A 21,185-nucleotide genomic window follows, 5' to 3' on the forward strand; every position below is an offset into this window, starting at 1 on the left:
GCGAGCTCGTGCGGGTCAGGTGAGCTCCCAGATCACCGTCACGCTGAACCCGACAGTCTGCTGACCCGGCTCGACCGGAACGGGTGCGGCCATGGCCATCTCGGCGCCGTTGCGCGGCATGGGGACCGGGGGCGCAGTGCCCGCGACCTCCGAAATCGAGATCACGTTGCCCAGGGTGAGGCCGGACAGTTGCGCGTATTGCTCGGCCCGGTCCTTGGCGTCATTGAAAGCTCGGCTGCGGGCGTCGCGGATCAGTTGGGAATCGTCGTCGATGGAGTAGTTCACCGAGTTGATCCGGGTGGCGTTGCCGCCGGTGCTGACGATCAAAGCCAGCGCCTGGGATGCGGCGTCGAGTTGGCGGATCTTGACGTCGATCGTGTTGCTCGCCCGGTAACCGGAGATGGTGGTGCTGTCGGTGGTCGGTGCGAACTGTGGTTGCAGGCTCACCTGACTGGTGCTGATGTCGTTGCGGTCGACCCCCGCGTCGACCAATGCGTTGATCACCGCCTGCTGACGATCGCTGGTCTGGTTCATCGCACCGGTGACGTCGGGTGCGATGGCCTCGATCGACGCGTTGACGTTCAAGGTGTCCGGCGTGCCCTTGACTTCGCCGGACCCCGCGACGGTGACCTGGCGGACCTCAGAATCCGCGGTCGGCGCGGCGATCGGGCCTGACTGCGCGTCGCAACCAGCCAGTGTCACAACGAGTCCCGCCGCGGCGAGGACGAGCAGTCGGGTGGGCAATTTCGCGCTGGCGGCGATCGGCATGAGAGGCACCCTACCGTCAGGCTCCGCGTCCCTAGGGCTCGCCGACTTCATGTAGGAACGCCAACAGGATTCGGTTGATGTCGTCGGGCCGCTCCTGCTGAACCCAATGCCCGGCACCCTCGATCCACTCCTCGGTGTACGGCCCGGCGACGACCTCGCGCGCGCGCGCGGGGTTCATGGTCGGGCCGACCGGATCGGCCGTACCGCCGACGAACAACGCGGGCGCGGTGGTCTGCGCGCCGGCCAGCTGCGCAGTCGTCTCCCAGTTGCGGTCGTAATTGCGGTACCAGTTCAGCGCGCCGGTGAACCCGGTCCGGCTGAACTCGGTTACGTAGTGCTCGAACTCGCCGGCGCTGATCCAGTCGGGCAGCGCAGCGTCGTCCCCGGAGACCAGTCCGGCGAACATTCCCCGCATGGTGGCGGCCACGTCGGCCGCCATCTCGGCGTCGGCGACTCCGGGCTCCTGGAAGCGCAGCATGTAGAAGTCCTCGCCGAACTTCTCGCGCCAGCGCTGCGTCGGGCGGGACCGGGCGCGGGGGATGGGTGGCACGCTGAGCCCGGCGACCGCGGCGACGCGGGTGGGATGCAGCAGTGCGGTGTGCCAGACGACCATGGCGCCCCAGTCGTGGCCGATGAACGCGGCCCGCTCGACGCCTCCGCCAGCTTCCGAGTCCAGCAGGGCGACCAGGTCGCCGGTCAGCGCGTGGATGTCGTAGTCCTCGACGGCGTCGGGCCTGGTCGAGCCTCCGTAGCCCCGCTGATCGGGTGCCAGCACGTGGTAGCCGGCCTGCGCGAGGGCAGGGATCTGATGCCGCCACGAATACGCCAGCTCAGGGAACCCGTGAGCCAGTACGACCAATGGCGCACCGCGCTCGCCGGCTTCGATGACGCGAAGCGCCACCCCGTTGATCTCGACGATCCGTTCGGCCGACGTGAGCACGGCCTCAGCCAAGCACACCGGCGGGAACCTTGGTTCGTTGGTCTAGCGGTAGCCTTGTGGTTTCTGACTGCGCTTAGAGGAAGTCGACGACGGACGTTTGATGAACCGGACTCACGTATGAATCGCAAGAATGTGATCCGCACGCTCACCGTAATTGCGGTGGTGCTGTTGCTGGGTTGGTCGTTCTACTACTTCAGTGACGACACTCGCGGCTACAAGCCCGTCGACACCTCGGTGGCGATGTCTCAGATCAGCAGTGACAACGTCAAGAGCGCGCAGATCGACGACCGTGAGCAGCAGCTTCGGCTGGAGCTGAAGAGCGGGAACAACGACACCGAGAACAGCGACAAGATCATCACGAAGTACCCCACCGGTTACGGGGTGCAGTTGTTCGACGCGTTGAGCGCCAAGAACGCCAAGATCAACACGGTCGTGAACCAGGGCAGCATGCTCGGCTCGCTACTGATCTACCTGCTGCCGCTGCTGCTGCTCGTCGGCCTGTTCGTGATGTTCTCCCGCATGCAGAGCGGCGGCCGGATGGGGTTCGGCTTCGGCAAGTCGAAGGCCAAGCAGCTGTCCAAGGACATGCCCAAGACCACCTTCGCCGACGTGGCGGGTGTCGACGAGGCCGTCGAGGAGCTCTACGAAATCAAGGACTTCCTGCAGAACCCGACGCGGTATCAGGCCCTCGGCGCCAAGATCCCCAAGGGCGTGCTGCTCTACGGCCCACCGGGCACCGGTAAGACGCTGCTTGCGCGCGCGGTGGCTGGCGAGGCCGGGGTTCCCTTCTTCACGATTTCAGGTTCGGACTTCGTCGAGATGTTCGTCGGGGTCGGCGCGTCTCGCGTGCGTGATCTGTTCGAGCAGGCCAAACAGAACAGCCCGTGCATCATCTTCGTCGACGAGATCGACGCCGTCGGACGCCAGCGCGGCGCGGGTCTCGGCGGTGGCCACGACGAACGCGAACAGACGCTGAACCAGTTGCTCGTCGAGATGGACGGGTTCGGCGAGCGTCAGGGCGTCATCCTGATCGCGGCCACCAACCGGCCCGACATCCTGGACCCTGCGCTGCTGCGTCCCGGCCGTTTCGACCGCCAGATCCCGGTGTCCAATCCGGACCTGGCCGGCCGTCGCGCCGTATTCAAGGTGCACTCGCAGGGCAAGCCGATCGCCGAGGACGCCGACCTGGACGGGCTGGCGAAGCGCACCGTCGGTATGTCGGGCGCCGACCTGGCCAACGTCATCAACGAGGCCGCACTGCTCACCGCCCGTGAGAACGGCACGGTCATCACCGGCCCCGCGCTCGAGGAGGCCGTCGACCGCGTTGTCGGCGGGCCCCGCCGCAAGAGCCGCATCATCAGCGAGCACGAGAAGAAGATCACCGCCTACCACGAGGGCGGTCACACTCTGGCAGCGTGGGCGATGCCCGACATCGACCCGATCTACAAGGTGACCATCTTGGCGCGCGGCCGCACCGGCGGTCACGCGATGTCCGTGCCCGAGGACGACAAGGGCCTGATGACCCGCTCCGAGATGATCGCCCGACTGGTGTTCGCGATGGGCGGCCGCGCCGCGGAGGAGCTGGTGTTCCGCGAGCCGACCACCGGCGCGGTGTCCGACATCGAGCAGGCCACCAAGATCGCCCGTGCGATGGTCACCGAGTACGGCATGAGCTCCAAACTCGGCGCCGTCCGCTACGGCACCGAACACGGCGACCCGTTCCTCGGTCGCACCATGGGCACCCAGGCCGACTACAGCCACGAGGTCGCCCAGATCATCGACGACGAGGTGCGCAAGCTGATCGAGGCCGCACACACCGAAGCGTGGGAGATCCTCACCGAGTACCGTGACGTGCTCGACATCCTCGCCGGCGAGTTGCTCGAGAAGGAGACATTGCACCGCGCCGAGCTGCAGGCCATCTTCGAGGACGTCAAGAAGCGCCCGCGCCTGACCATGTTCGACGACTTCGGTGGCCGTGTCCCCTCCGACAAGCCGCCCATCAAGACGCCGGGCGAGTTGGCGATCGAACGCGGCGAGCCGTGGCCGAAGCCGGTGCCCGAGCCCGCGTTCAAGACCGCGATCGCTCAGGCGAGCCAGGCCGCCGAAGCCACCAAACTCGCCGAAGCGGGGACCAACGGCGCGAATGGCAACGGTGCCAACGGAACAGGCGCGCCGACGCAACCCGACTACGGTGCCCCTGCGGGATGGCACGCTCCGGGCTGGCCACCGCAGCCGAACCAACCGCCGCCGAACCAGCAGCCGCACCCGCACCAGCAGCCGCATGGTTACTGGTATCCGCCGCCACCCAATCCGTCCGGCTGGCACAACCCCTATCCGCCGTATCAGCAGCCCTACCCGCAGCCCGGCCACCCCCCTCAGGGCAGCCAACCGAACCCCAACGATGAGTCGGGGCAGGAGAACGGCAGGCATAACCCGCAGGGCTGAGCGCCCACGGGCTCATAGGAGGCTTCAATGACGCAGTCCCACAACAACTCTGTCAAATTCAAACCGGTTGAATTCGACCAGTCACGTGCGGAAGCTGCCGTGCGTGAGTTGCTGATCGCGGTGGGCGAAGACCCTGATCGGCACGGTCTGGAAGACACGCCAGCCCGGGTGGCGCGCGCTTACAAGGAGTTGTTCGCCGGTCTCTACACTGACCCGGACACGGTGCTGGACACCACCTTTGACGAACAACACGATGAACTGGTGATAGTCAAACAGATACCGATGTACTCCACCTGCGAGCACCATCTGGTGTCGTTTCACGGCGTGGCCCACGTGGGCTACATTCCCGGCGAGGACGGTCGGGTCACCGGGCTGTCGAAAATCGCACGGCTGGTTGATCTCTACGCCAAGCGGCCGCAGGTGCAGGAACGGTTGACCGCGCAGATCGCCGACGCGCTGATGCGCAAGCTGAGCCCTCGCGGAGCCATTGTCGTCGTCGAGGCCGAGCACCTCTGCATGGCGATGCGCGGCGTCCGCAAGCCCGGCGCCATCACCACCACGTCGGCGGTGCGCGGACAGTTCAAGACCGACAGCGCATCCAGGTCCGAAGCACTGGATCTCATCCTGCGGAAGTGAATCCACCGGTGCGGGTCATGGGGGTCGTGAACGTCACCGACGACTCCTTCTCCGACGGCGGGTTGTTCCTCGACCGGGACCGGGCCGTCGCCCACGGTCTTGCACTGGCGGCCGAAGGCGCAGCGATCGTCGACGTCGGCGGTGAGTCGACGCGGCCGGGGGCCACCCGCATCGATCCGGAGGTCGAAACGGCGCGCGTGGTGCCTGTGATCAAAGAGCTTGCCGGACAAGGTCTTACCGTCAGTATCGACACGATGCATGCAGCGGTGGCGCAGGCCGCACTGGAGAACGGCGCGCAGATCGTCAACGACGTGTCCGGCGGCCGGGCCGACCCGGGCATGGCCCCCCTGCTGGCCGACGCGAAAGTGCCCTGGGTGCTGATGCATTGGCGCTCGGTCGGGTCTGCCCGACCGCATGACGTGCCCGCCTACGGCGACGTCGTCGCCGAGGTTCGTGACGAACTGATGGCCAGTGTCGACGCCGCGGTGGCCGCAGGGGTGGATCCCGCGAACGTGATCATCGATCCCGGACTCGGTTTCGCCAAGACCGCAGAACACAATTGGGCGCTGCTGCGAGCGCTGCCCGAGTTCGTCGGCACCGGGGTGCCCGTGCTGGTCGGCGCATCCCGCAAGCGCTTCCTCGGCTCGTTGCTCGCCGGTCCGGACGGTGTGCCACGCCCACCCGACGGCAGGGAAACCGCGACGGCGGTGATCTCCGCGCTTGCCGGCCTGTACGGCGCATGGGGGGTGCGGGTGCACGACGTGCGGGCGTCCGTCGACGCGGTCAAGGTGCTGGAGGCCTGGCATGGCTGATCGAATCGAGCTGCGCGGGTTGACCGTTCGTGGTCACCACGGAGTGTTCGAGCACGAGCGCCGCGACGGCCAGGACTTCGTCGTCGACATCACCGTCTGGGTGGACCTCGCTGCCGCGGCGGTGAGCGACGATCTTGCCGACACCCTTGATTACGGGGCGCTGGCGCAGCGCGCCGCCGACATCGTCGCCGGGCCGCCGCGCAACCTGATCGAGACCGTCGCCGGAGAGATCGCCGATGGCGTGATGTCCGACGAACGGGTGCACGCCGTCGAGGTGGTGGTGCACAAGCCGGCCGCACCGATCCCGCTGGACTTCGCCGATGTGGCGGTGGTGGCCCGCCGGTCGCGGCGCGGCGAGCGGGGCAACCCGTGACCTCAGTCGTGTTGTCCATCGGGTCGAACCTGGGTGACAGGCTCGCGCGACTGCAGTCGGTGGTCGACGGACTCGACGGCGCGGTGCGCGCGGTGTCACCGGTTTACGAAACCGATCCGTGGGGCGGCGTCGAACAGGGAGCGTTCCTCAACGCGGTGGTGATCGCGGACGATCCCGCCCTGGACGCCCGCGCGTGGTTGCGTCGCGCGCAGGAATTCGAACGCGCCGCCGACCGGATCCGCGACGAACGTTGGGGCCCCCGCACTCTCGACGTCGACCTGGTCATGTGTAGCGACGGCGGTCGCGAGATCACGTCGGCGGATGACGAGCTGACGTTGCCGCACCCGCTGGCGCACGAGCGAGCGTTTGTGCTCGTACCGTGGCTCGCCGTCGATCCCGCAGCCGTCCTGACCGTTGCGGGCGAACGGCGGTCCGTCGAGAAACTGATCACCGAACTCGACCCCGCCGACCGCGACGGGGTGCGGTTGACCGACTCGGCGCTGAGCTGATGGGCCCCACCCGCAAGCGCGACCTCACCGCCGCGACCGTGATTGCTGCGGTGGTGGCCTACCTGCTCGTGCTCCTGCTGTACCGGTTCTTTCCGCCCATCACCCTGCTGTCCGGGGTGTCGTTGCTGCTGGTCGCGGCCGCGGAGGCGGGCTGGGCCTGGTACGTGAGGTCCAAGATCAACGAGGGGCACATCGGAGACGGCCCCGGTTGGCTTCATCCCCTTGCCGTCGCCCGATCCGTGTCCATCGCCAAGGCCTCGGCGTGGGTGGGCGCGGTGGTGCTCGGCTGGTGGCTGGGCGTGCTCGCGTACCTGTTGCCACGGCGCTCGACTTTGCGAGTCGCGGGCGAGGACACCGCGGGCGCGGTGGTCGCCGCTGTGTGTGCCCTGGCGCTGGTGGCTGCCGCGCTGTGGCTGCAGCATTGCTGCAAGTCTCCGCCGGAACCGCCCGACAACCCTGACGGCGCAACGGAGTAACCGGTTTCGAGGCGTACCCGCCGAATCGCCGGAGAGGTCGACACGCTGAGTGACCTGTGGCGGTACAGTCGCCCCATGACCGAACCGGCACGCAGCGCCAGGCCTCGGCGCAGCACGCGGCGACCGGGTTGGGTGCTGCTGACGGTGTTGCTGGTGCTCGCGATTGGGTCCAGTTCGGCCCTCGTCTTCACCGATCGGGTGGAGTTGCTGAAACTCGCCGTCATTCTGGCGCTCTGGGCCGCGGTGGTGGCGGCCTTCGTATCGGTCATCTACCGCAGACAGAGCGATATCGACCAGGCCAAGGTCCGTGACCTCAAGCTCGTCTACGACTTGCAGCTCGATCGTGAGATCTCCGCGCGCCGAGAGTACGAGCTTTCGGTGGAGACGCAACTGCGCCGCGAGCTGGTCTCCGAAATTCGCGCGCAGGCCGCCGACGAGGTCGCGGGTCTTCGGGCTGAACTGGCCGCGTTGCGCGCCAACCTCGAGATCCTGTTCGACGCCGACCTGTCGCATCGGCCCGCGCTCGAACACGACCGATCCACCGCCCGGTCCTTCGACTGGTCGCCCACCCCCGAGACCGCGGGCCGGGTCACCGCCAGCCGCATCGACACCGAGGATCGCGACGACGCCGAGTTCCACACCGATGAGAGCCCGATCATCGACGTACCGGAGGAACCGCATCCCCCCGAGGACGAATGGGTGCCGCCCGCGAGTCCGGGTGGAGCGCATCGCCGGGGTGTGGAAGCTGACCGGGAGAGCCGCCGGTACGCGCCGATGCCACCGGTGCCGCCGCCCACGGACAACGAACGCACCACCCAATTCACTTGGCCGACAGCACAGGAGCATCCGAAGCCGCCAGAGCCTGTCCAGGCGCCGCCACCACCGCCGCCGGCCCCCGAACCCACGCCCGTATCCGGATGGCGGCCCGCGCCCGCCGAGGGACGGTGGAGTCCGCCAGGGACACCGGGCAGCAACTGGGTGTCGCCGACACCTCCACCGCCGCCGACGCCCCCGCCGCCGACCGCGACGCCGCCTCCAGCGGAACAACAGCCCCCCGATGACGGCGCCCCCGGCGAGTACGTCGGCCGACGGCGTTCACCCGCACCCGACGCTGCGCATTCGCAGCCCGCAATGTCGACTCCGCCGCCGGAGTTGCCGCGGCGCGGCAAGCATTCGGCTCCGCCGGAGGCAGGCGACCCCGGCAGGCCTGCGCCGTCACCGGCCCTGGCCGCCGAATCCTCTGAGCCGCCGCCCCAGGCCGAGCCCGAGCCGCCGACGTCGCGACGTCACCGCAGCTCCGACGACGAAGCGACCGGCGGACAGTCGGTGGCCGACCTGCTCGCGCGGTTGCAAGCGACCCCGTCCGGGGGCGGCCGTCGCCGGCGCCGCGACGAGTGAGTTAGGCTTTCTTGACCGTCCGGTACCCGCATGGCAGGACCGGAACGACGAACTCTCTACATTCAGCGAGGTCGACTTCATGGACTTCATGGGGACCCCCTCTGACGGATTCCGCCCTGCGCGGCTCACGATCGGCGTCATTTCCGCTGGTCGAGTGGGTACTGCGCTCGGCGTTGCCTTGGAGCGGGCCGAGCATGTCGTCGTCGCGTGCAGCGCCATATCGCACGCGTCACGCGAGCGGGCGCAGCGTCGGCTCCCTGACACCGCAGTGCTGCCGGTCGATGAGGTCGCCGGCCGGGCCGAACTCCTTCTGCTGGCGGTGCCCGACGCGGCACTGCCGGGACTGATCTCCGGGCTCGCGGCCACGGGAGCGGTACGTCCGGGCACGATCGTCGCGCACACGTCGGGGGCCAACGGGATCGGCGTGCTGGCGCCGCTGACCGCACAGGATTGCATTCCGCTGGCCATTCACCCGGCCATGACGTTCACCGGAGGTGACGAGGACATCGCGCGCCTGTCCGAGGCGTGCTTCGGGGTCACCGCGGCCGACGAGATCGGCTACGCGATCGCCCAGTCGCTGGTGCTGGAGATCGGCGGCGAACCGTTCCGCATCCGTGAAGACGCCCGGACGCTGTACCACGCAGCGCTGGCGCATGCGAGCAATCACCTTGTCACCGTGGTGCTCGACGCGGTCGAGGCGCTGCGCTCCGCATTGTGGGGCCAGGAACTGCTCGGGCAGGAGATCGTCGGCGAGGCACCCGGCGGTATCGCCGAGCGGGTCGTCGGTCCGCTGGCGCGTGCGTCGCTGGAGAACGCGCTGGTGCGCGGCCAGGGCGCCCTGACCGGCCCGGTGGCGCGTGGTGACGCCGAAGCGGTCGCCGGTCATCTGGAGGCGCTGACAGAAGTGGATCCTCAACTCGCACAGGCATATCGGGCGAACTCGCTGCGTACCGCGCAGCGTGCTCATGCCCCCGACGAGGTGTTCGCCGTGCTTGGAGATGTCCGATGATCACCACCCCCAAGCCGCAATTCAACGCGGGCGAACTGAACATCTACTCATCGCCGCGGGACGTCTCAGACGTCACCAGGGCACTTCGAGCGACCGGCCGTAGGATCATGCTGGTTCCGACGATGGGCGCGCTGCACGAGGGCCACCTCACGCTGATCCGCTCTGCCAAACGAGTCCAGGGTGCGGTCGTGGTGGTGTCGATCTTCGTGAATCCGTTGCAGTTCGGCGCGAATGAGGACCTCGACGCGTACCCGCGCACCGTCGAAACCGACCTCGCCGCGCTGCGCGACGAACGCGTGGACATCGTCTTCACGCCCACGGCGGCAGACATGTACCCCGACGGTATGCGCACCACCGTTCACCCGGGCCCGCTCGGCGCCGAACTCGAAGGGGCAGCGCGCCCAACACATTTCGCCGGTGTGCTCACCGTCGTACTCAAACTTCTCAACATCGTCCACCCGGACCGTGCCTTCTTCGGTGAGAAGGACTACCAGCAGCTGACGCTGATCCGCCAGATGGCCATGGACCTAGACGTCGGCACACAAATCGTCGGTGTACCGATCGTTCGCGAACCCGACGGTCTGGCGATGTCGTCACGCAACCGCTACCTCGACGACGTCGAACGAGAACAGGCAGGGGCACTTTCGTCGGCGCTGCTCGCCGGCATGTACGCGGCCGGTGAGGGGGCGACCGCCGCACTGGACGCGGCCCGCGCCGTGCTCGAAGAGGTGCCCGCCATCGACCTGGACTACCTGGAGGTGCGCGACCCGATGATGGGGCCGGCACCGTCGGTGGGTATGGCACGCATGCTGGTCGCGGGCCGGCTCGGACGAACCCGACTTCTGGACAACATTGCCATCGACATCGGACTGCCATCGGGCCCCGGTCCGAGCGTCGAGTACGACGAACACGAATTACCTTGGAGGAATTGATGTTACGAACAATGCTGAAATCCAAGATCCACCGGGCGACCGTGACACAAGCCGATCTGCACTACGTCGGCTCGGTTACCATCGACGCCGACCTGATGGATGCCGCCGACCTGCTCGAAGGCGAGCAGGTGACGATCGTGGACATCGACAACGGAGCACGTCTGGTGACCTATGCGATCACGGGTGAGCGCGGCACCGGAGTGATCGGGATCAACGGCGCAGCAGCACATCTGGTGCATCCGGGCGATCTGGTGATCCTGATCGCATACGGCACGATGGAGGACGCCGAAGCGCGCCGTTATCAGCCGCGGGTGGTCTTCGTCGACGCCGACAACAAGCAGATCGATCTCGGTCATGACGCCGCTTATGTGCCGGCCGATGCGGCCGAGCTGATGTCGCCACGGTGAGCAGGAACGAAGTGACCCGAGAATCGGTGGAGTAAATCGTGCTGCTCGCTATCGACGTTCGCAACACCCACACCGTCGTCGGACTGGTGTCGGGTTCTGGCGATCATGCAAAAGTGGTGCACCACTGGCGGATACGCACCGAATCCGAGGTGACCGCCGACGAGCTGGCGCTGACGATCGACGGACTGATCGGCGACGACGCCGAGCAGCTCACCGGCGCCGCCGGATTGTCCACGGTGCCATCGGTATTGCACGAGGTGCGCCTGATGCTCGAACAGTACTGGCCCTCGGTGCCGCACGTGCTCATCGAGCCGGGTGTGCGCACCGGCGTCCCGCTGTTGGTGGACAACCCCAAGGAGGTCGGTGCCGACCGTATCGTCAACTGCCTGTCCGCCTTCCACAAGTACGGCACCGCGTCGATCGTCGTCGACTTCGGCTCCTCGATCTGCGTGGACGTCGTCTCGGCCAAGGGGGAGTTCCTCGGCGGCGCCATCGCGCCCGGCGTGCAGGTGTCATCCGATGCGGCGGCGGAACGCTCGGCGGCGCTTCGGCGCGTCGAGCTGACCCGGCCGCGGTCGGTCGTCGGGAAGAACACCGTTGAGTGCATGCAGGCCGGCGCGGTGTTCGGATTCGCGGGCCTGGTGGACGGATTGGTCAATCGCATCCGCGCCGATGTCGACGGGTTCGGCGGCGACGACGTCACCGTGGTGGCCACCGGGCACGGAGCACCCCTGGTGCTGCCTGATCTGCACACCGTCGAGCATTACGACCAGTACCTGACCCTCGACGGACTGCGCCTGGTGTTCGAGCGTAACCGCGACAGTCAGCGGGGCCGGCTCAAGCAGGCGCGCTAGCCAGCCGCTTAGAAGAACGTACGGATCAGGTCGACGACGCGACCGCCCTCGTCGAGCACGGGGATCATCGGCCATTTGTCGAAAACCGTGCAGGGATGGCTGATTCCGAACTCCACCCAGTCGCCGACCTCCACCTCGTCGTCGCCGAGTCGCAGGTACGCGTGCTGGTCGTTAAGCTTGGTCACGTGTGCCGTCGTCAAACCGTAGGGCACGGGTAGCTCCTGGTCGAAGGACACGTCGCGGCGGCCCATCGTCAGCACCGCCAGGTCCGGTTCTGGCCGCGACATCACCTGCGACCACACCCGCAGCGCCGGTCGCAGTCCCTCCCGCAGCGGAGACGTGCGTCGGTACAGGCCGTCGTCGTGGGTCAGATAGCACCCGCTACGCAGGACCGTGCGCACGCTCACATCGGCGGGCCATTCGGTGAGCGCGTCGGCGACCGCGTCGAAGTACGTGCTGCCGCCCGCCGTCGCGAGAATTCGATCGGTTTCGAAGATCGGCGCCAGCCGCAGCACCGCCGCACGGACGTCGGCCAGATACGAACGGACCGCCGCCACCGCCGCGGGCGTCACGTCATGTCCGAGCGCCGCCTCGTAGCCGGCCACGCCGATCAGCCGCAGCCGAGGGGATGCGGCGACGGCACGGGCCACCGCGTCGACGCCGTCCGCGACTCGGCACCCGGTGCGTCCGCCCGGCATGCCCACCTCGACGCAGACATCCACCGGCCGTACCGCGCCCGCCGCCGTCAGCGCCGCGGTCATCAGCTCCACGCCGCGGACCGAGTCGACCCAGCACACCAGACCGAAGTCGGCATCGGCGTCGAGTTCGGCGGCCAGCCATCGCAGCGCAGCCGCGTCGACCAACTCATTGGCGAGCACGACATCGCGCACGCCGAACGCACGGAAGATCCGGACCTGGCTGACGGTGGCGGCCGTGACCGCGCACGCACCCGCCTCGAACTGGCGTGCCAGCAGCTGAGGGGACATATGCGTCTTCCCGTGCGGCGCCAGCTCGACCCCGCGCTTTCTGCACCACTGCGCCATCGTGACGAGGTTCTCCGAAAGGGCGTCCGCGAGCAGCACACAGACCGGGCCGACGGCACTGCCGGCCGAGCCGGCGATCCCACCACTGTCATCGAACAGACGAGGTGACGCTGCGCACACGTCAGCGGGCGTGCGACCCCACCACGACGCAGGCAGGCCCTTGAACCGCCAGTCCAGTGGCTCCAGGGCCAGAGCCGCGACGGCCGCTGCGTTGATGGGCGCGCTCATGAGTTGATTTAAGCTGGCCAGTCGTGACCGCACCTGATCCGCCCGAAGCCGACATCCCTGAGCAGTACCGGATCCGCCAGGGCAAGCGGGAGCGTCTGCTGGCCGAGGGGCGCGAGCCGTACCCGGTCGAGGTCCACCGCACCCACACGCTCGCCGAGATCCGCGAGACCTATCCCGACCTGGAGGCCAACGCCGAGACCGGCCTCGTCGTCGGCGTCGCGGGCCGGGTCATGTTCGCCCGCAATTCCGGAAAGCTGTGTTTCGCCTCGTTGCAAGAGGGCGACGGCACGCAACTGCAGGTCATGATCAGCCTCGACAAGGTCGGGCAGGAGTTGCTGGACGCGTGGAAATCCGACGTCGACCTGGGCGACATTGTCTTCGCGCACGGCGAGGTGATCAGCTCGCGGCGCGGAGAACTATCCGTGCTCGCCGATTCTTGGCAAATTGTCTCCAAGGCATTGCGTCCACTTCCAGTTGCGCACAAAGAGATGAGCGAAGAGTCGCGCGTGCGGCAGCGCTATGTGGATTTGATCGTGCGCCCTGAGGCCCGCACCATCGCACGCCAGCGAGTCGCCGTAGTCCGAGCGGTGCGGTCGGCGCTGGAACGACGCGGTTTTCTCGAGGTCGAGACCCCGATGCTGCAGACGCTGGCAGGCGGCGCGGCGGCCCGGCCGTTCGTGACCCACTCCAATGCGCTCGATGCGGATCTCTACCTTCGTATCGCACCGGAGCTTTTCCTGAAGCGTTGCCTCGTGGGCGGATTCGAGCGGGTCTTCGAGTTGAATCGCGTGTTCCGAAACGAAGGCGCGGATTGGACGCATTCACCGGAATTCGCAATGCTCGAGACATATCAGGCGTACGGCACGTACGACGATTCCGCGGTCGTCACCAGGGAGATAATTCAAGAGGTCGCCGACGAGGCGATCGGCACCAGAAAGGTCCCATTGCCTGATGGCAGTGTCTACGATCTCGACGGGGAATGGCCGTCAATACAAATGTATCCGTCGCTCTCGGAAGCACTTGGTGAAGAGATCACTCCGGATACACCTGCCGAACACTTATGGGCCATCGCCGACAGACTCGATGTCGAGATTCCACGGGACCGTGGTTACGGCCACGGAAAATTGGTCGAGGAGTTGTGGGAACACACCGTAGGAAACACCCTGTGGGCGCCCACTTTCGTGAGGGACTTCCCCGTCGAGACGACGCCGCTGACGCGCGCGCATCGCAGCATCGACGGAGTCACCGAGAAATGGGACCTGTACGTGCGGCGCATCGAGCTGGCGACCGGCTACTCCGAACTCATCGACCCGGTCATCCAACGCGAAAGGTTCGAAGCTCAGGCGCGTGCAGCCGCCGCCGGTGACGACGAGGCAATGGCGCTCGACGAGGATTTCCTGGCGGCCCTGGAGTACGCGATGCCACCCTCGACTGGCACTGGAATGGGCATCGATCGATTGTTGATGGCTTTGACGGGACTGTCGATTCGGGAGACAGTTCTGTTCCCGATAGTTCGACGTCAAGGCACGTGATCTAAGCCGAACTTGCCGGATTTCCGATCTTCCCCGACATTGTTGAATGGGGTGTCTTAATATGGCACATTGGGTCGGGGGATCAAGACTTATCAATTCATGAAGGTTGCTCCCGAGAAGGGCAGAGTGGGCAAATGGCGAAAAAAGTGACCGTCACGCTGGTCGATGATTTCGACGGCGAAGGCGGAGCTGATGAGACAGTTGAATTCGGGCTCGACGGCGTCAGCTACGAGATCGACCTTTCTTCGAAGAATGCCACCAAGCTGCGCAATGACCTCAAGCAATGGGTCGAGGCCGGACGCCGGGTCGGCGGCCGTCGCCGCGGACGTTCGGCAGGGTCGGGCCGCGGCCGGGCGGCGATCGACCGGGAGCAGAGCGCCGCGATTCGGGACTGGGCCCGCCGCAACGGACACAATGTGTCCACTCGCGGGCGAATTCCAGCCGACGTCATCGACGCATTCCATGCGGCAACGTAAATAACTCGCGCCTCCGAATACTCGCGCGTTCGCTGGCCGCGAACCCCGCAGGAGAGTTCTGCGGAAACAATCACGCCGCCCGGACGTTGACACCAATGGCACCACGGATCAGCCGCCTCGCCCACTGACGGCGCCCCTGTTCCGCTAAGAGCAGACCGGGAGGCGGGGCGGGCTGGTCCGCCGCCCATTAGAGTGGACGGCAGGTGCGGTGCACTTCGTCAAGTGCAGAGCGCCGAGTCTATTGATGGAGAGCAGGTAACCACCGATGTTCGAGAGATTCACCGACCGCGCCCGCAGGGTCGTCGTCCTGGCTCAAGAAGAGGCCCGGATGCTCAACCACAACTACATCGGAACCGAGCACATCCTCCTTGGGCTCATTCATGAGGGGGAAGGCGTAGCCGCCAAGTCGCTGGAGTCGCTGGGGATTTCGCTCGAGGGCGTGCGCAGCCAGGTCGAGGAGATCATCGGCCAGGGCCAGCAGGCGCCGTCCGGCCACATTCCGTTCACTCCCCGCGCCAAGAAGGTGCTGGAACTGTCGCTGCGCGAGGCGTTGCAGCTCGGTCACAACTACATCGGCACCGAGCACATCCTGCTCGGGCTGATTCGCGAGGGCGAAGGCGTCGCCGCCCAGGTGCTGGTGAAACTCGGCGCCGAGCTGACCCGGGTACGCCAGCAGGTGATCCAGCTGCTGAGCGGATACCAGGGCAAGGAGACCGCGGAAGCCGGTACCGGCGGCCGCGGCGGCGAGGCGGGCAACCCGTCGACGTCGCTGGTGCTCGACCAGTTCGGCCGCAACCTCACCGCCGCCGCAATGGAAGGCAAGCTCGATCCGGTCATCGGCCGTGAGAAGGAAATCGAGCGGGTCATGCAGGTGCTGAGCCGCCGCACCAAGAACAACCCGGTGTTGATCGGCGAGCCCGGCGTCGGCAAGACCGCCGTCGTCGAGGGGCTGGCGCAGGCCATCGTGCACGGCGAGGTTCCCGAGACGCTGAAGGACAAGCAGCTCTACACGCTTGACCTGGGCTCGCTGGTCGCAGGCAGCCGCTACCGCGGTGATTTCGAGGAACGCCTCAAGAAGGTGCTCAAGGAGATCAACACCCGCGGCGACATCATCCTGTTCATCGACGAGCTGCACACGCTCGTGGGTGCGGGTGCCGCCGAGGGCGCCATCGACGCCGCATCGATCCTGAAGCCGAAACTGGCTCGCGGCGAGCTGCAGACCATCGGCGCCACCACCCTCGACGAGTACCGCAAGTACATCGAGAAGGACGCCGCCCTGGAGCGCCGCTTCCAGCCGGTCCAGGTGGGCGAGCCGACGGTCGAGCACACCATCGAGATCCTCAAGGGACTGCGCGATCGCTATGAGGCGCACCACCGGGTTTCGATCACCGACCCCGCGATCGTGGCCGCGGCCACCCTGGCCGACCGCTACATCAACGACCGGTTCCTGCCGGACAAGGCGATCGACCTGATCGACGAGGCAGGCGCGCGCATGCGCATCCGCCGGATGACCGCTCCGCCGGACCTTCGCGAGTTCGACGAGAAGATCGCCGACGCGCGTCGCGAGAAGGAGTCCGCGATCGACGCGCAGGACTTCGAGAAGGCCGCCAGCCTGCGCGACAAGGAGAAGCAGCTCGTCGCACAGCGTGCTGAGCGTGAAAAGCAGTGGCGCTCAGGTGATCTCGATGTCGTCGCCGAGGTCGACGACGAGCAGATCGCCGAGGTGCTCGGCAACTGGACCGGCATCCCCGTGTTCAAGCTGACCGAGGAGGAGACCACTCGGCTGCTGCGCATGGAAGAGGAGCTGCACAAGCGGATCATCGGCCAGGAGGACGCCGTCAAGGCTGTCTCCAAGGCGATCCGGCGTACCCGCGCGGGTCTGAAGGATCCCAAGCGGCCGTCGGGCTCGTTCATCTTCGCCGGCCCGTCCGGTGTGGGTAAGACCGAGCTGTCCAAGGCGCTGGCCAACTTCCTGTTCGGCGACGACGACGCGCTCATCCAGATCGACATGGGTGAGTTCCACGACCGGTTCACCGCGTCGCGGCTGTTCGGTGCGCCCCCGGGGTATGTCGGCTACGAGGAGGGCGGCCAGCTCACCGAGAAGGTGCGCCGCAAGCCGTTCAGCGTCGTGCTGTTCGACGAGATCGAGAAGGCCCACCAGGAGATCTACAACAGCCTCCTGCAGGTCCTCGAGGACGGCCGTCTCACCGACGGTCAGGGTCGCACGGTGGACTTCAAGAACACCGTGCTGATCTTCACCTCGAACCTCGGCACGTCCGACATCAGCAAGGCCGTCGGGCTCGGCTTCACCCAGGGTGGCGGCGAGAACAACTACGAGCGGATGAAGCAGAAGGTCAACGACGAGCTGAAGAAGCACTTCCGCCCGGAGTTCCTCAACCGCATCGACGACATCATCGTCTTCCACCAGTTGACTCGCGACGAGATCATCCAGATGGTCGACCTGATGATCGGCCGGGTGGAAAAGCAGCTCAAGGGCAAGGACATGGCCATGGAGCTGTCGGACAAGGCGAAGTCGCTGCTGGCCAAGCGCGGGTTCGATCCCGTGCTCGGCGCGCGGCCGCTGCGCCGAACCATTCAGCGCGAGATCGAGGACCAGCTGTCCGAGAAGATCCTCTTCGAGGAGGTTGGTCCCGGCCAGCTCGTCATGGTCGACGTCGACAACTGGGACGGCGAAGGCGCGGGCGAGGACGCGGTCTTCACCTTCAAGGGCATCAAGAAGCCGGCGAAGGTCGAGGAGACCCCGGACCTGGCTCAGGCCGGCGCCGCGGGCGCGACGAGCGTCGAGTAAACGCCAACGACACGAAGGCCCCGAAACCATGCGGTTTCGGGGCCTTTGTGTTGCGAATGGATGACCGGACGTCCGAACGCTGGACCGTTTGCTTAGGATGCTGATGTAATCGATGGGCGAAGGAATCTGGTGAGAATCCAGAACGGTCGCGCCACTGTGAAGTCAGACCCGACGTCCGTCGTCAACACCTTTTGTACATGCACGGCTCGCCGTGCGGAAGCTGGGACGCGAAATCCCGGGAAGGACCTGACATGACATCTCCTGAGGCCCGCAAGAGTATTGCGACGCCCCTCGACTTCTCCGCCACCAAGGCGGCAGTCTGGCTGACCCTCACGGCATTTTTCGCGCTGCTGGCCATCTACTTCATCGGGATGGACCAGGGCGCCACATCGGTGTTCGGAAACAACACCATGGTTCACGAATTCGTGCACGACGCGCGACATCTGCTCGGCTTCCCCTGCCACTGACGCGCAGAGGAGCCCACACGCAATGGAAAAGCAGATCATTTGGCGTGGCTTGCTGGCCGGCGCCGCCGCGGGAGTGCTGTCGTTCATCTTCGCCCGGATCTTCATCGAGCCGGTGATCGACCGGGCCATCGGGTACGAGGACGGCATCGGTGCCGCCCACGAGGCGCTCAGCGGCGCCGCGGGCGGACATGACCATGGCGGCGGCGACGGCGGATTCGAAGGCTTTACCCGCGCCGTGCAGATGAACATCGGGATGGGACTGGGAGTGCTGCTCTACAGCGTCGCCATCGGTGCCTTGTTCGCCGTCGTGTTCGCGGTCGCCTACGGCCGGGTCGGCAACATCTCGGCGCGGCTGTTGTCGCTGTACGTCGCGGGTGGCATGTTGCTGAGCGTCTTCATCGTGCCCGCGCTGAAATACCCGCCGAGCCCGCCCGCGCTCAGCCTCGACGAGACGCTTCGTCAGCGCACGCTGCTGTACCTGCTGATGGTGGTGCTGTCCGCGGCGCTCCTGGTCGCGGCGGTATACCTGGGCCGACGGCTCAACGAGAAGCTCGGTGCCTGGAACGCGACGTTGGCGGCCGCCGGTTCGTACATCGCGGCGTCCGCGATCGTGATGCTCGTGCTGCCGACCATCGACGAGACCCCCGGACCGCTGCTCGACGACGCGGGCAACATCGTCTATGAAGGCTTCCCCGCCGACCTGCTCTACGACTTCCGGTTGTTCTCGCTGGGGAACCAGCTGGTCATCTACTTGACGATCGGTTTGGTCTTCGGTGCGATGGCGGCGAAGCTGCTCGGCGACAAGCGTCGGGACACCGTTTCGGTGTGAGCGCCGAGGCATGAGTGAGGTCGTCCGGCTGACCCTCGTATCGCACGCCATGACCGATGCGATGGCAGCCGGGCGGTTCGCCACCGACGAGCCATTGAACGCTGTCGGTCATCGCCAGGTCGACTCCTCGATCGAACTCGGCGTCTCAGAGCGGGCCTACTGCGGACCCGAGAAGCGGACGCGGCAGACCGCGGAATTGCTTGGCCTGCAGGCGGGTATCGACACCCGGCTGGCGGATCTGGACTGCGGGCGCTGGCGTGGTGACGTCCTCGGCCGGGTCGATGCGGCGGATCTCGCGATTTGGCTGACGGACCCGACACGCGCGCCGCACGGTGGCGAGTCCGTCGTCGACCTGATCGACCGCGTCAAGGGCTGGATGGACTCACTGACGGCCGATCGGGCCCGGCTGGTCGCGGTCACGCATCCATCCGTGATCCGCGCAGCCATCGTGATCGCTCTGGACGCGCCGCCGAAGTCGTTCTGGCGCATCGACATTGCACCGGCGAGCCGGACGGTCCTGCACTTCCGCGGACACGCGTGGAACCTGCGGTCGAACAACTAGTTCATCGGGACCAGGTCGAAAGTCTTGTGCGCGACCGACAACAGCCAGCCCGCGGCGGTCTGACTGCGAAAGCGGGGCCAGTTCATCTGGAAGCTGACCACCCAGGGCTGGCCGGTGCGGTCGACGGCGTACCAGCTGAATGTCAGATCGCCGGGCAGGTTTCCGCCTTTGGCGCCGATATAGGGCCACTTCGACTCGTCCAGCGAAATCCCGGGAACAGCGGAGAGGATCTCCCGTACCGGGGCGGCTTCACCGACCGCGGCGGTCTGCAGAGCGGCATGTACGCGGCAGATGTCGGCCGCGCTGCCGTACCATTCGGCGCCGTATTCGGATGCCGGAGTGCCGGTACGGACTGGGTCTGGTTGGAACGGGCGGGAATTCGTCTGCTCGAGCAGCTGCGCGCGGACCTGCGGAGAGGCCTGCTTCCATTGCTCGCGAAGGTCGGGCTGACCCCAGCCGATCGAGAACAGCTCGTGCATGGTCGGAAACGGTGTCATGCTCGCCGGGTCGTGATGACCCGCGGTGACGAGCGCGCGCTCGACAGCACCGGGGCCGAGGCGCGCGATCAGCAGGTCGGTCGCCATGTTGTCACTCGCCGAGATCATCTCCTGCGCGGCCTTGCGCACCGACACCTGCGCACCGGGTGCGAGCTCCTGAAGCCCTGCGGATCCGACGGCCTTGGCCTCTTTGGTGATGGTGAGCGGGTCGGTCCATTCGACCGTGCCCGCCGTGACGGCTTCCGCAACCGCAAGCAGGACATACAGTTTGAAGATCGACGCCAGCGGTAGCGAGAGATCGACGTTCGTGCCTGCGACCGTCGTGCATCTCCCGACCGTCCCGTCCGGGACGACCTTCGAGACCTGGTAGGAATACCGCGCGCCCGTCTTCGACAGTTCGGTGTCGATGTCCTGCCACGTGTTGATCTGGGGTTCTTCGAGTGACACCTCGAACCGGTCGACGAGTCCTGCATCATTGGTGCGTAGCGAAATGTCTTGTGCGACACCGTATGACGTCAGCACGTGCAGGGTTGCCTGCCCAGCGCCGATGTCGATCCCCGCGACGGTGATCGGGCGGTCCAACCACAGGTTGCCCATGGCCGATGTCACCCCGTTGACCTGTTCAGGGGCAGCCAGTGTGCGCACCCCGACCGTGCCGATGGGCCACTCGGAGTTGAGCATGTCGATGGTCTGTTTGGCGCGCAGACCCTGGGGGGTGTTGACCTCGATGGGCACGCCATAGGTCGCGTCGGCCGCGGGGACCGGCGCCGAGCTGTTGGTACAGCCGCATGCCAGCGTGACGACCAGCGCGACGGCCGACAGCCGACCCGTCGCGCGGCGCGCTCTACTTGCTGCCAGCAACGTCCAGGACAACCTCGAACTCCAGCAGCGAAGCGCCGGTGGCCACGGGGTTGGCGGCCTGTCCCTTGTGTGCCTCGATGGCCGGGCCCGACGCCCACGCCTGAAATGCCTCTTCGGACTCCCACTGCGTCACCACGAAGTAGCGGTCCTCGCCCTTGATCGGGCGCAGCAGCTGAAACCCGAGGAAACCGGGCTGGTTGTCGACGGCGTGCGCGCGGTGCGCGAATCGCTTCTCCAGCTCAGGGCCGGCGTCGGGTGGTACCTCGATTGCGTTGATCTTCACCACGGTGTTTGGGGCGGACATGTCGATCAGGTTACCGTG

Annotated in this window: 22 protein-coding genes and 1 riboswitch; of the genes, 17 read left to right on the plus strand and 5 right to left on the minus strand. The window is 66.6% G+C overall.

Going from position 1 to position 21,185, the window contains the following annotated elements; translation table 11 throughout:
• Positions 1-15: 15 nt before the first annotated feature.
• On the minus strand, positions 16-768 hold the full coding sequence (locus M1248_RS07370) for an SIMPL domain-containing protein (protein ID WP_163731628.1): 753 nt from the start codon (positions 766-768) through the stop codon (positions 16-18).
• 31 nt (positions 769-799) lie between these two features.
• Complete coding sequence (locus tag M1248_RS07375; RefSeq protein ID WP_317147937.1) at positions 800-1,726, minus strand: alpha/beta hydrolase; 927 nt, start codon at positions 1,724-1,726, stop codon at positions 800-802.
• Between the two features lie 99 nt (positions 1,727-1,825).
• On the opposite strand from M1248_RS07375, the gene ftsH reads away from it, so the two are divergent.
• From ftsH to M1248_RS07430, 11 genes are all read left to right on the plus strand, one after another.
• Positions 1,826-4,153 (plus strand): ATP-dependent zinc metalloprotease FtsH, encoded by a 2,328-nt coding sequence (ftsH, locus tag M1248_RS07380; protein ID WP_163731622.1) that lies wholly within the window; start codon positions 1,826-1,828, stop codon positions 4,151-4,153.
• Between the two features lie 27 nt (positions 4,154-4,180).
• Entirely contained in the window at positions 4,181-4,789 is a 609-nt protein-coding gene (gene folE, locus M1248_RS07385) for a GTP cyclohydrolase I FolE (RefSeq protein ID WP_163731619.1), read from the plus strand.
• Positions 4,786-5,601, plus strand: coding sequence for a dihydropteroate synthase (gene folP / locus M1248_RS07390; protein WP_317147938.1), 816 nt, complete (start codon positions 4,786-4,788; stop codon positions 5,599-5,601). Before folE ends, folP begins: the two co-directional genes overlap by 4 nt.
• Positions 5,594-5,974: a dihydroneopterin aldolase gene (gene folB, locus M1248_RS07395; protein WP_163731614.1), complete on the plus strand. Its 381-nt coding sequence runs from the start codon at positions 5,594-5,596 to the stop codon at positions 5,972-5,974. Before folP ends, folB begins: the two co-directional genes overlap by 8 nt.
• A complete protein-coding gene (folK, locus tag M1248_RS07400; protein WP_163731611.1) occupies positions 5,971-6,483 on the plus strand; it encodes a 2-amino-4-hydroxy-6-hydroxymethyldihydropteridine diphosphokinase in 513 nt (170 codons plus the stop codon). Before folB ends, folK begins: the two co-directional genes overlap by 4 nt.
• Entirely contained in the window at positions 6,483-6,959 is a 477-nt protein-coding gene (locus M1248_RS07405) for a DUF3180 domain-containing protein (RefSeq protein WP_163731608.1), read from the plus strand. The genes folK and M1248_RS07405 overlap by 1 nt, the downstream gene beginning before the upstream one ends.
• 75 nt (positions 6,960-7,034) lie before the next feature.
• Positions 7,035-8,357, plus strand: coding sequence for a DUF6779 domain-containing protein (locus M1248_RS07410; protein WP_317147939.1), 1,323 nt, complete (start codon positions 7,035-7,037; stop codon positions 8,355-8,357).
• A gap of 88 nt (positions 8,358-8,445) precedes the next feature.
• Entirely contained in the window at positions 8,446-9,366 is a 921-nt protein-coding gene (locus M1248_RS07415) for a Rossmann-like and DUF2520 domain-containing protein (protein WP_163737824.1), read from the plus strand.
• Positions 9,363-10,298 (plus strand): pantoate--beta-alanine ligase, encoded by a 936-nt coding sequence (gene panC, locus M1248_RS07420; RefSeq protein ID WP_410506635.1) that lies wholly within the window; start codon positions 9,363-9,365, stop codon positions 10,296-10,298. The genes M1248_RS07415 and panC overlap by 4 nt, the downstream gene beginning before the upstream one ends.
• Positions 10,298-10,705, plus strand: a complete 408-nt coding sequence (panD, locus tag M1248_RS07425; RefSeq protein WP_163731602.1) for an aspartate 1-decarboxylase — start codon at positions 10,298-10,300, stop codon at positions 10,703-10,705. The genes panC and panD overlap by 1 nt, the downstream gene beginning before the upstream one ends.
• A 38-nt stretch (positions 10,706-10,743) precedes the next feature.
• On the plus strand, positions 10,744-11,559 hold the full coding sequence (locus tag M1248_RS07430) for a type III pantothenate kinase (RefSeq protein WP_163731599.1): 816 nt from the start codon (positions 10,744-10,746) through the stop codon (positions 11,557-11,559).
• A gap of 8 nt (positions 11,560-11,567) precedes the next feature.
• On the opposite strand, the gene M1248_RS07435 is transcribed toward M1248_RS07430, so the two are convergent.
• Positions 11,568-12,830, minus strand: coding sequence for an alanine racemase (locus M1248_RS07435; protein ID WP_317147940.1), 1,263 nt, complete (start codon positions 12,828-12,830; stop codon positions 11,568-11,570).
• 23 nt (positions 12,831-12,853) lie between these two features.
• Here M1248_RS07435 and lysS point away from each other — a divergent pair, with 23 nt between their 5' ends.
• The 6 genes from lysS (at position 12,854) to M1248_RS07465 (ending at position 19,505) form a co-directional block, all read left to right on the plus strand.
• Positions 12,854-14,362 (plus strand): lysine--tRNA ligase, encoded by a 1,509-nt coding sequence (gene lysS, locus M1248_RS07440; protein WP_317147941.1) that lies wholly within the window; start codon positions 12,854-12,856, stop codon positions 14,360-14,362.
• 134 nt (positions 14,363-14,496) lie between these two features.
• A complete protein-coding gene (gene lsr2 / locus M1248_RS07445; RefSeq protein ID WP_083126208.1) occupies positions 14,497-14,838 on the plus strand; it encodes a histone-like nucleoid-structuring protein Lsr2 in 342 nt (113 codons plus the stop codon).
• Between the two features lie 265 nt (positions 14,839-15,103).
• Positions 15,104-17,647 carry an ATP-dependent protease ATP-binding subunit ClpC gene (gene clpC1, locus M1248_RS07450; RefSeq protein WP_163731591.1) on the plus strand — a complete coding sequence of 848 codons (2,544 nt, stop codon included), beginning with the start codon at positions 15,104-15,106 and terminating at the stop codon, positions 17,645-17,647.
• 87 nt (positions 17,648-17,734) lie between these two features.
• Positions 17,735-17,838: riboswitch (cobalamin riboswitch) on the plus strand.
• Positions 17,839-17,898: 60 nt separating this feature from the next.
• Positions 17,899-18,114, plus strand: coding sequence for a CbtB domain-containing protein (locus M1248_RS07455; RefSeq protein WP_163731589.1), 216 nt, complete (start codon positions 17,899-17,901; stop codon positions 18,112-18,114).
• Positions 18,115-18,136: 22 nt separating this feature from the next.
• Complete coding sequence (locus tag M1248_RS07460) at positions 18,137-18,943, plus strand: CbtA family protein (protein WP_317147942.1); 807 nt, start codon at positions 18,137-18,139, stop codon at positions 18,941-18,943.
• Positions 18,944-18,953: 10 nt separating this feature from the next.
• Positions 18,954-19,505 (plus strand): histidine phosphatase family protein, encoded by a 552-nt coding sequence (locus M1248_RS07465; RefSeq protein ID WP_163731583.1) that lies wholly within the window; start codon positions 18,954-18,956, stop codon positions 19,503-19,505.
• Here M1248_RS07465 and M1248_RS07470 read toward each other — a convergent pair.
• Together M1248_RS07470 and mhuD are read right to left on the minus strand one after the other, a co-directional pair.
• Positions 19,502-20,875: a serine hydrolase gene (locus M1248_RS07470; RefSeq protein WP_163731580.1), complete on the minus strand. Its 1,374-nt coding sequence runs from the start codon at positions 20,873-20,875 to the stop codon at positions 19,502-19,504. The genes M1248_RS07465 and M1248_RS07470 overlap by 4 nt on opposite strands.
• Positions 20,847-21,167: a mycobilin-forming heme oxygenase MhuD gene (mhuD, locus tag M1248_RS07475; protein WP_163731576.1), complete on the minus strand. Its 321-nt coding sequence runs from the start codon at positions 21,165-21,167 to the stop codon at positions 20,847-20,849. The genes M1248_RS07470 and mhuD overlap by 29 nt, the downstream gene beginning before the upstream one ends.
• Between the last annotated feature and the right edge of the window lie 18 nt (positions 21,168-21,185).

The organism is Mycobacterium sp. 29Ha, from assembly GCF_032883055.1.
Lineage (GTDB): Bacteria > Actinomycetota > Actinomycetes > Mycobacteriales > Mycobacteriaceae > Mycobacterium > Mycobacterium gallinarum.

What these genes read in the sequence shown, in the direction of transcription:
- M1248_RS07370 (WP_163731628.1), bottom strand. Translation starts at nt 768, where the DNA reads ATGCCGATCGCCGCCAGCGCGAAATTGCCCACCCGACTGCTCGTCCTC.
- ftsH (WP_163731622.1), top strand. Translation starts at nt 1,826, where the DNA reads ATGAATCGCAAGAATGTGATCCGCACGCTCACCGTAATTGCGGTGGTG.
- folE (WP_163731619.1), top strand. Translation starts at nt 4,181, where the DNA reads ATGACGCAGTCCCACAACAACTCTGTCAAATTCAAACCGGTTGAATTC.
- folB (WP_163731614.1), top strand. Translation starts at nt 5,594, where the DNA reads ATGGCTGATCGAATCGAGCTGCGCGGGTTGACCGTTCGTGGTCACCAC.
- M1248_RS07405 (WP_163731608.1), top strand. Translation starts at nt 6,483, where the DNA reads ATGGGCCCCACCCGCAAGCGCGACCTCACCGCCGCGACCGTGATTGCT.
- M1248_RS07410 (WP_317147939.1), top strand. Translation starts at nt 7,035, where the DNA reads ATGACCGAACCGGCACGCAGCGCCAGGCCTCGGCGCAGCACGCGGCGA.
- M1248_RS07415 (WP_163737824.1), top strand. Translation starts at nt 8,446, where the DNA reads ATGGGGACCCCCTCTGACGGATTCCGCCCTGCGCGGCTCACGATCGGC.
- panC (WP_410506635.1), top strand. Translation starts at nt 9,363, where the DNA reads ATGATCACCACCCCCAAGCCGCAATTCAACGCGGGCGAACTGAACATC.
- panD (WP_163731602.1), top strand. Translation starts at nt 10,298, where the DNA reads ATGTTACGAACAATGCTGAAATCCAAGATCCACCGGGCGACCGTGACA.
- M1248_RS07435 (WP_317147940.1), bottom strand. Translation starts at nt 12,830, where the DNA reads ATGAGCGCGCCCATCAACGCAGCGGCCGTCGCGGCTCTGGCCCTGGAG.
- lsr2 (WP_083126208.1), top strand. Translation starts at nt 14,497, where the DNA reads ATGGCGAAAAAAGTGACCGTCACGCTGGTCGATGATTTCGACGGCGAA.
- clpC1 (WP_163731591.1), top strand. Translation starts at nt 15,104, where the DNA reads ATGTTCGAGAGATTCACCGACCGCGCCCGCAGGGTCGTCGTCCTGGCT.
- M1248_RS07455 (WP_163731589.1), top strand. Translation starts at nt 17,899, where the DNA reads ATGACATCTCCTGAGGCCCGCAAGAGTATTGCGACGCCCCTCGACTTC.
- M1248_RS07460 (WP_317147942.1), top strand. Translation starts at nt 18,137, where the DNA reads ATGGAAAAGCAGATCATTTGGCGTGGCTTGCTGGCCGGCGCCGCCGCG.
- M1248_RS07465 (WP_163731583.1), top strand. Translation starts at nt 18,954, where the DNA reads ATGAGTGAGGTCGTCCGGCTGACCCTCGTATCGCACGCCATGACCGAT.
- mhuD (WP_163731576.1), bottom strand. Translation starts at nt 21,167, where the DNA reads ATGTCCGCCCCAAACACCGTGGTGAAGATCAACGCAATCGAGGTACCA.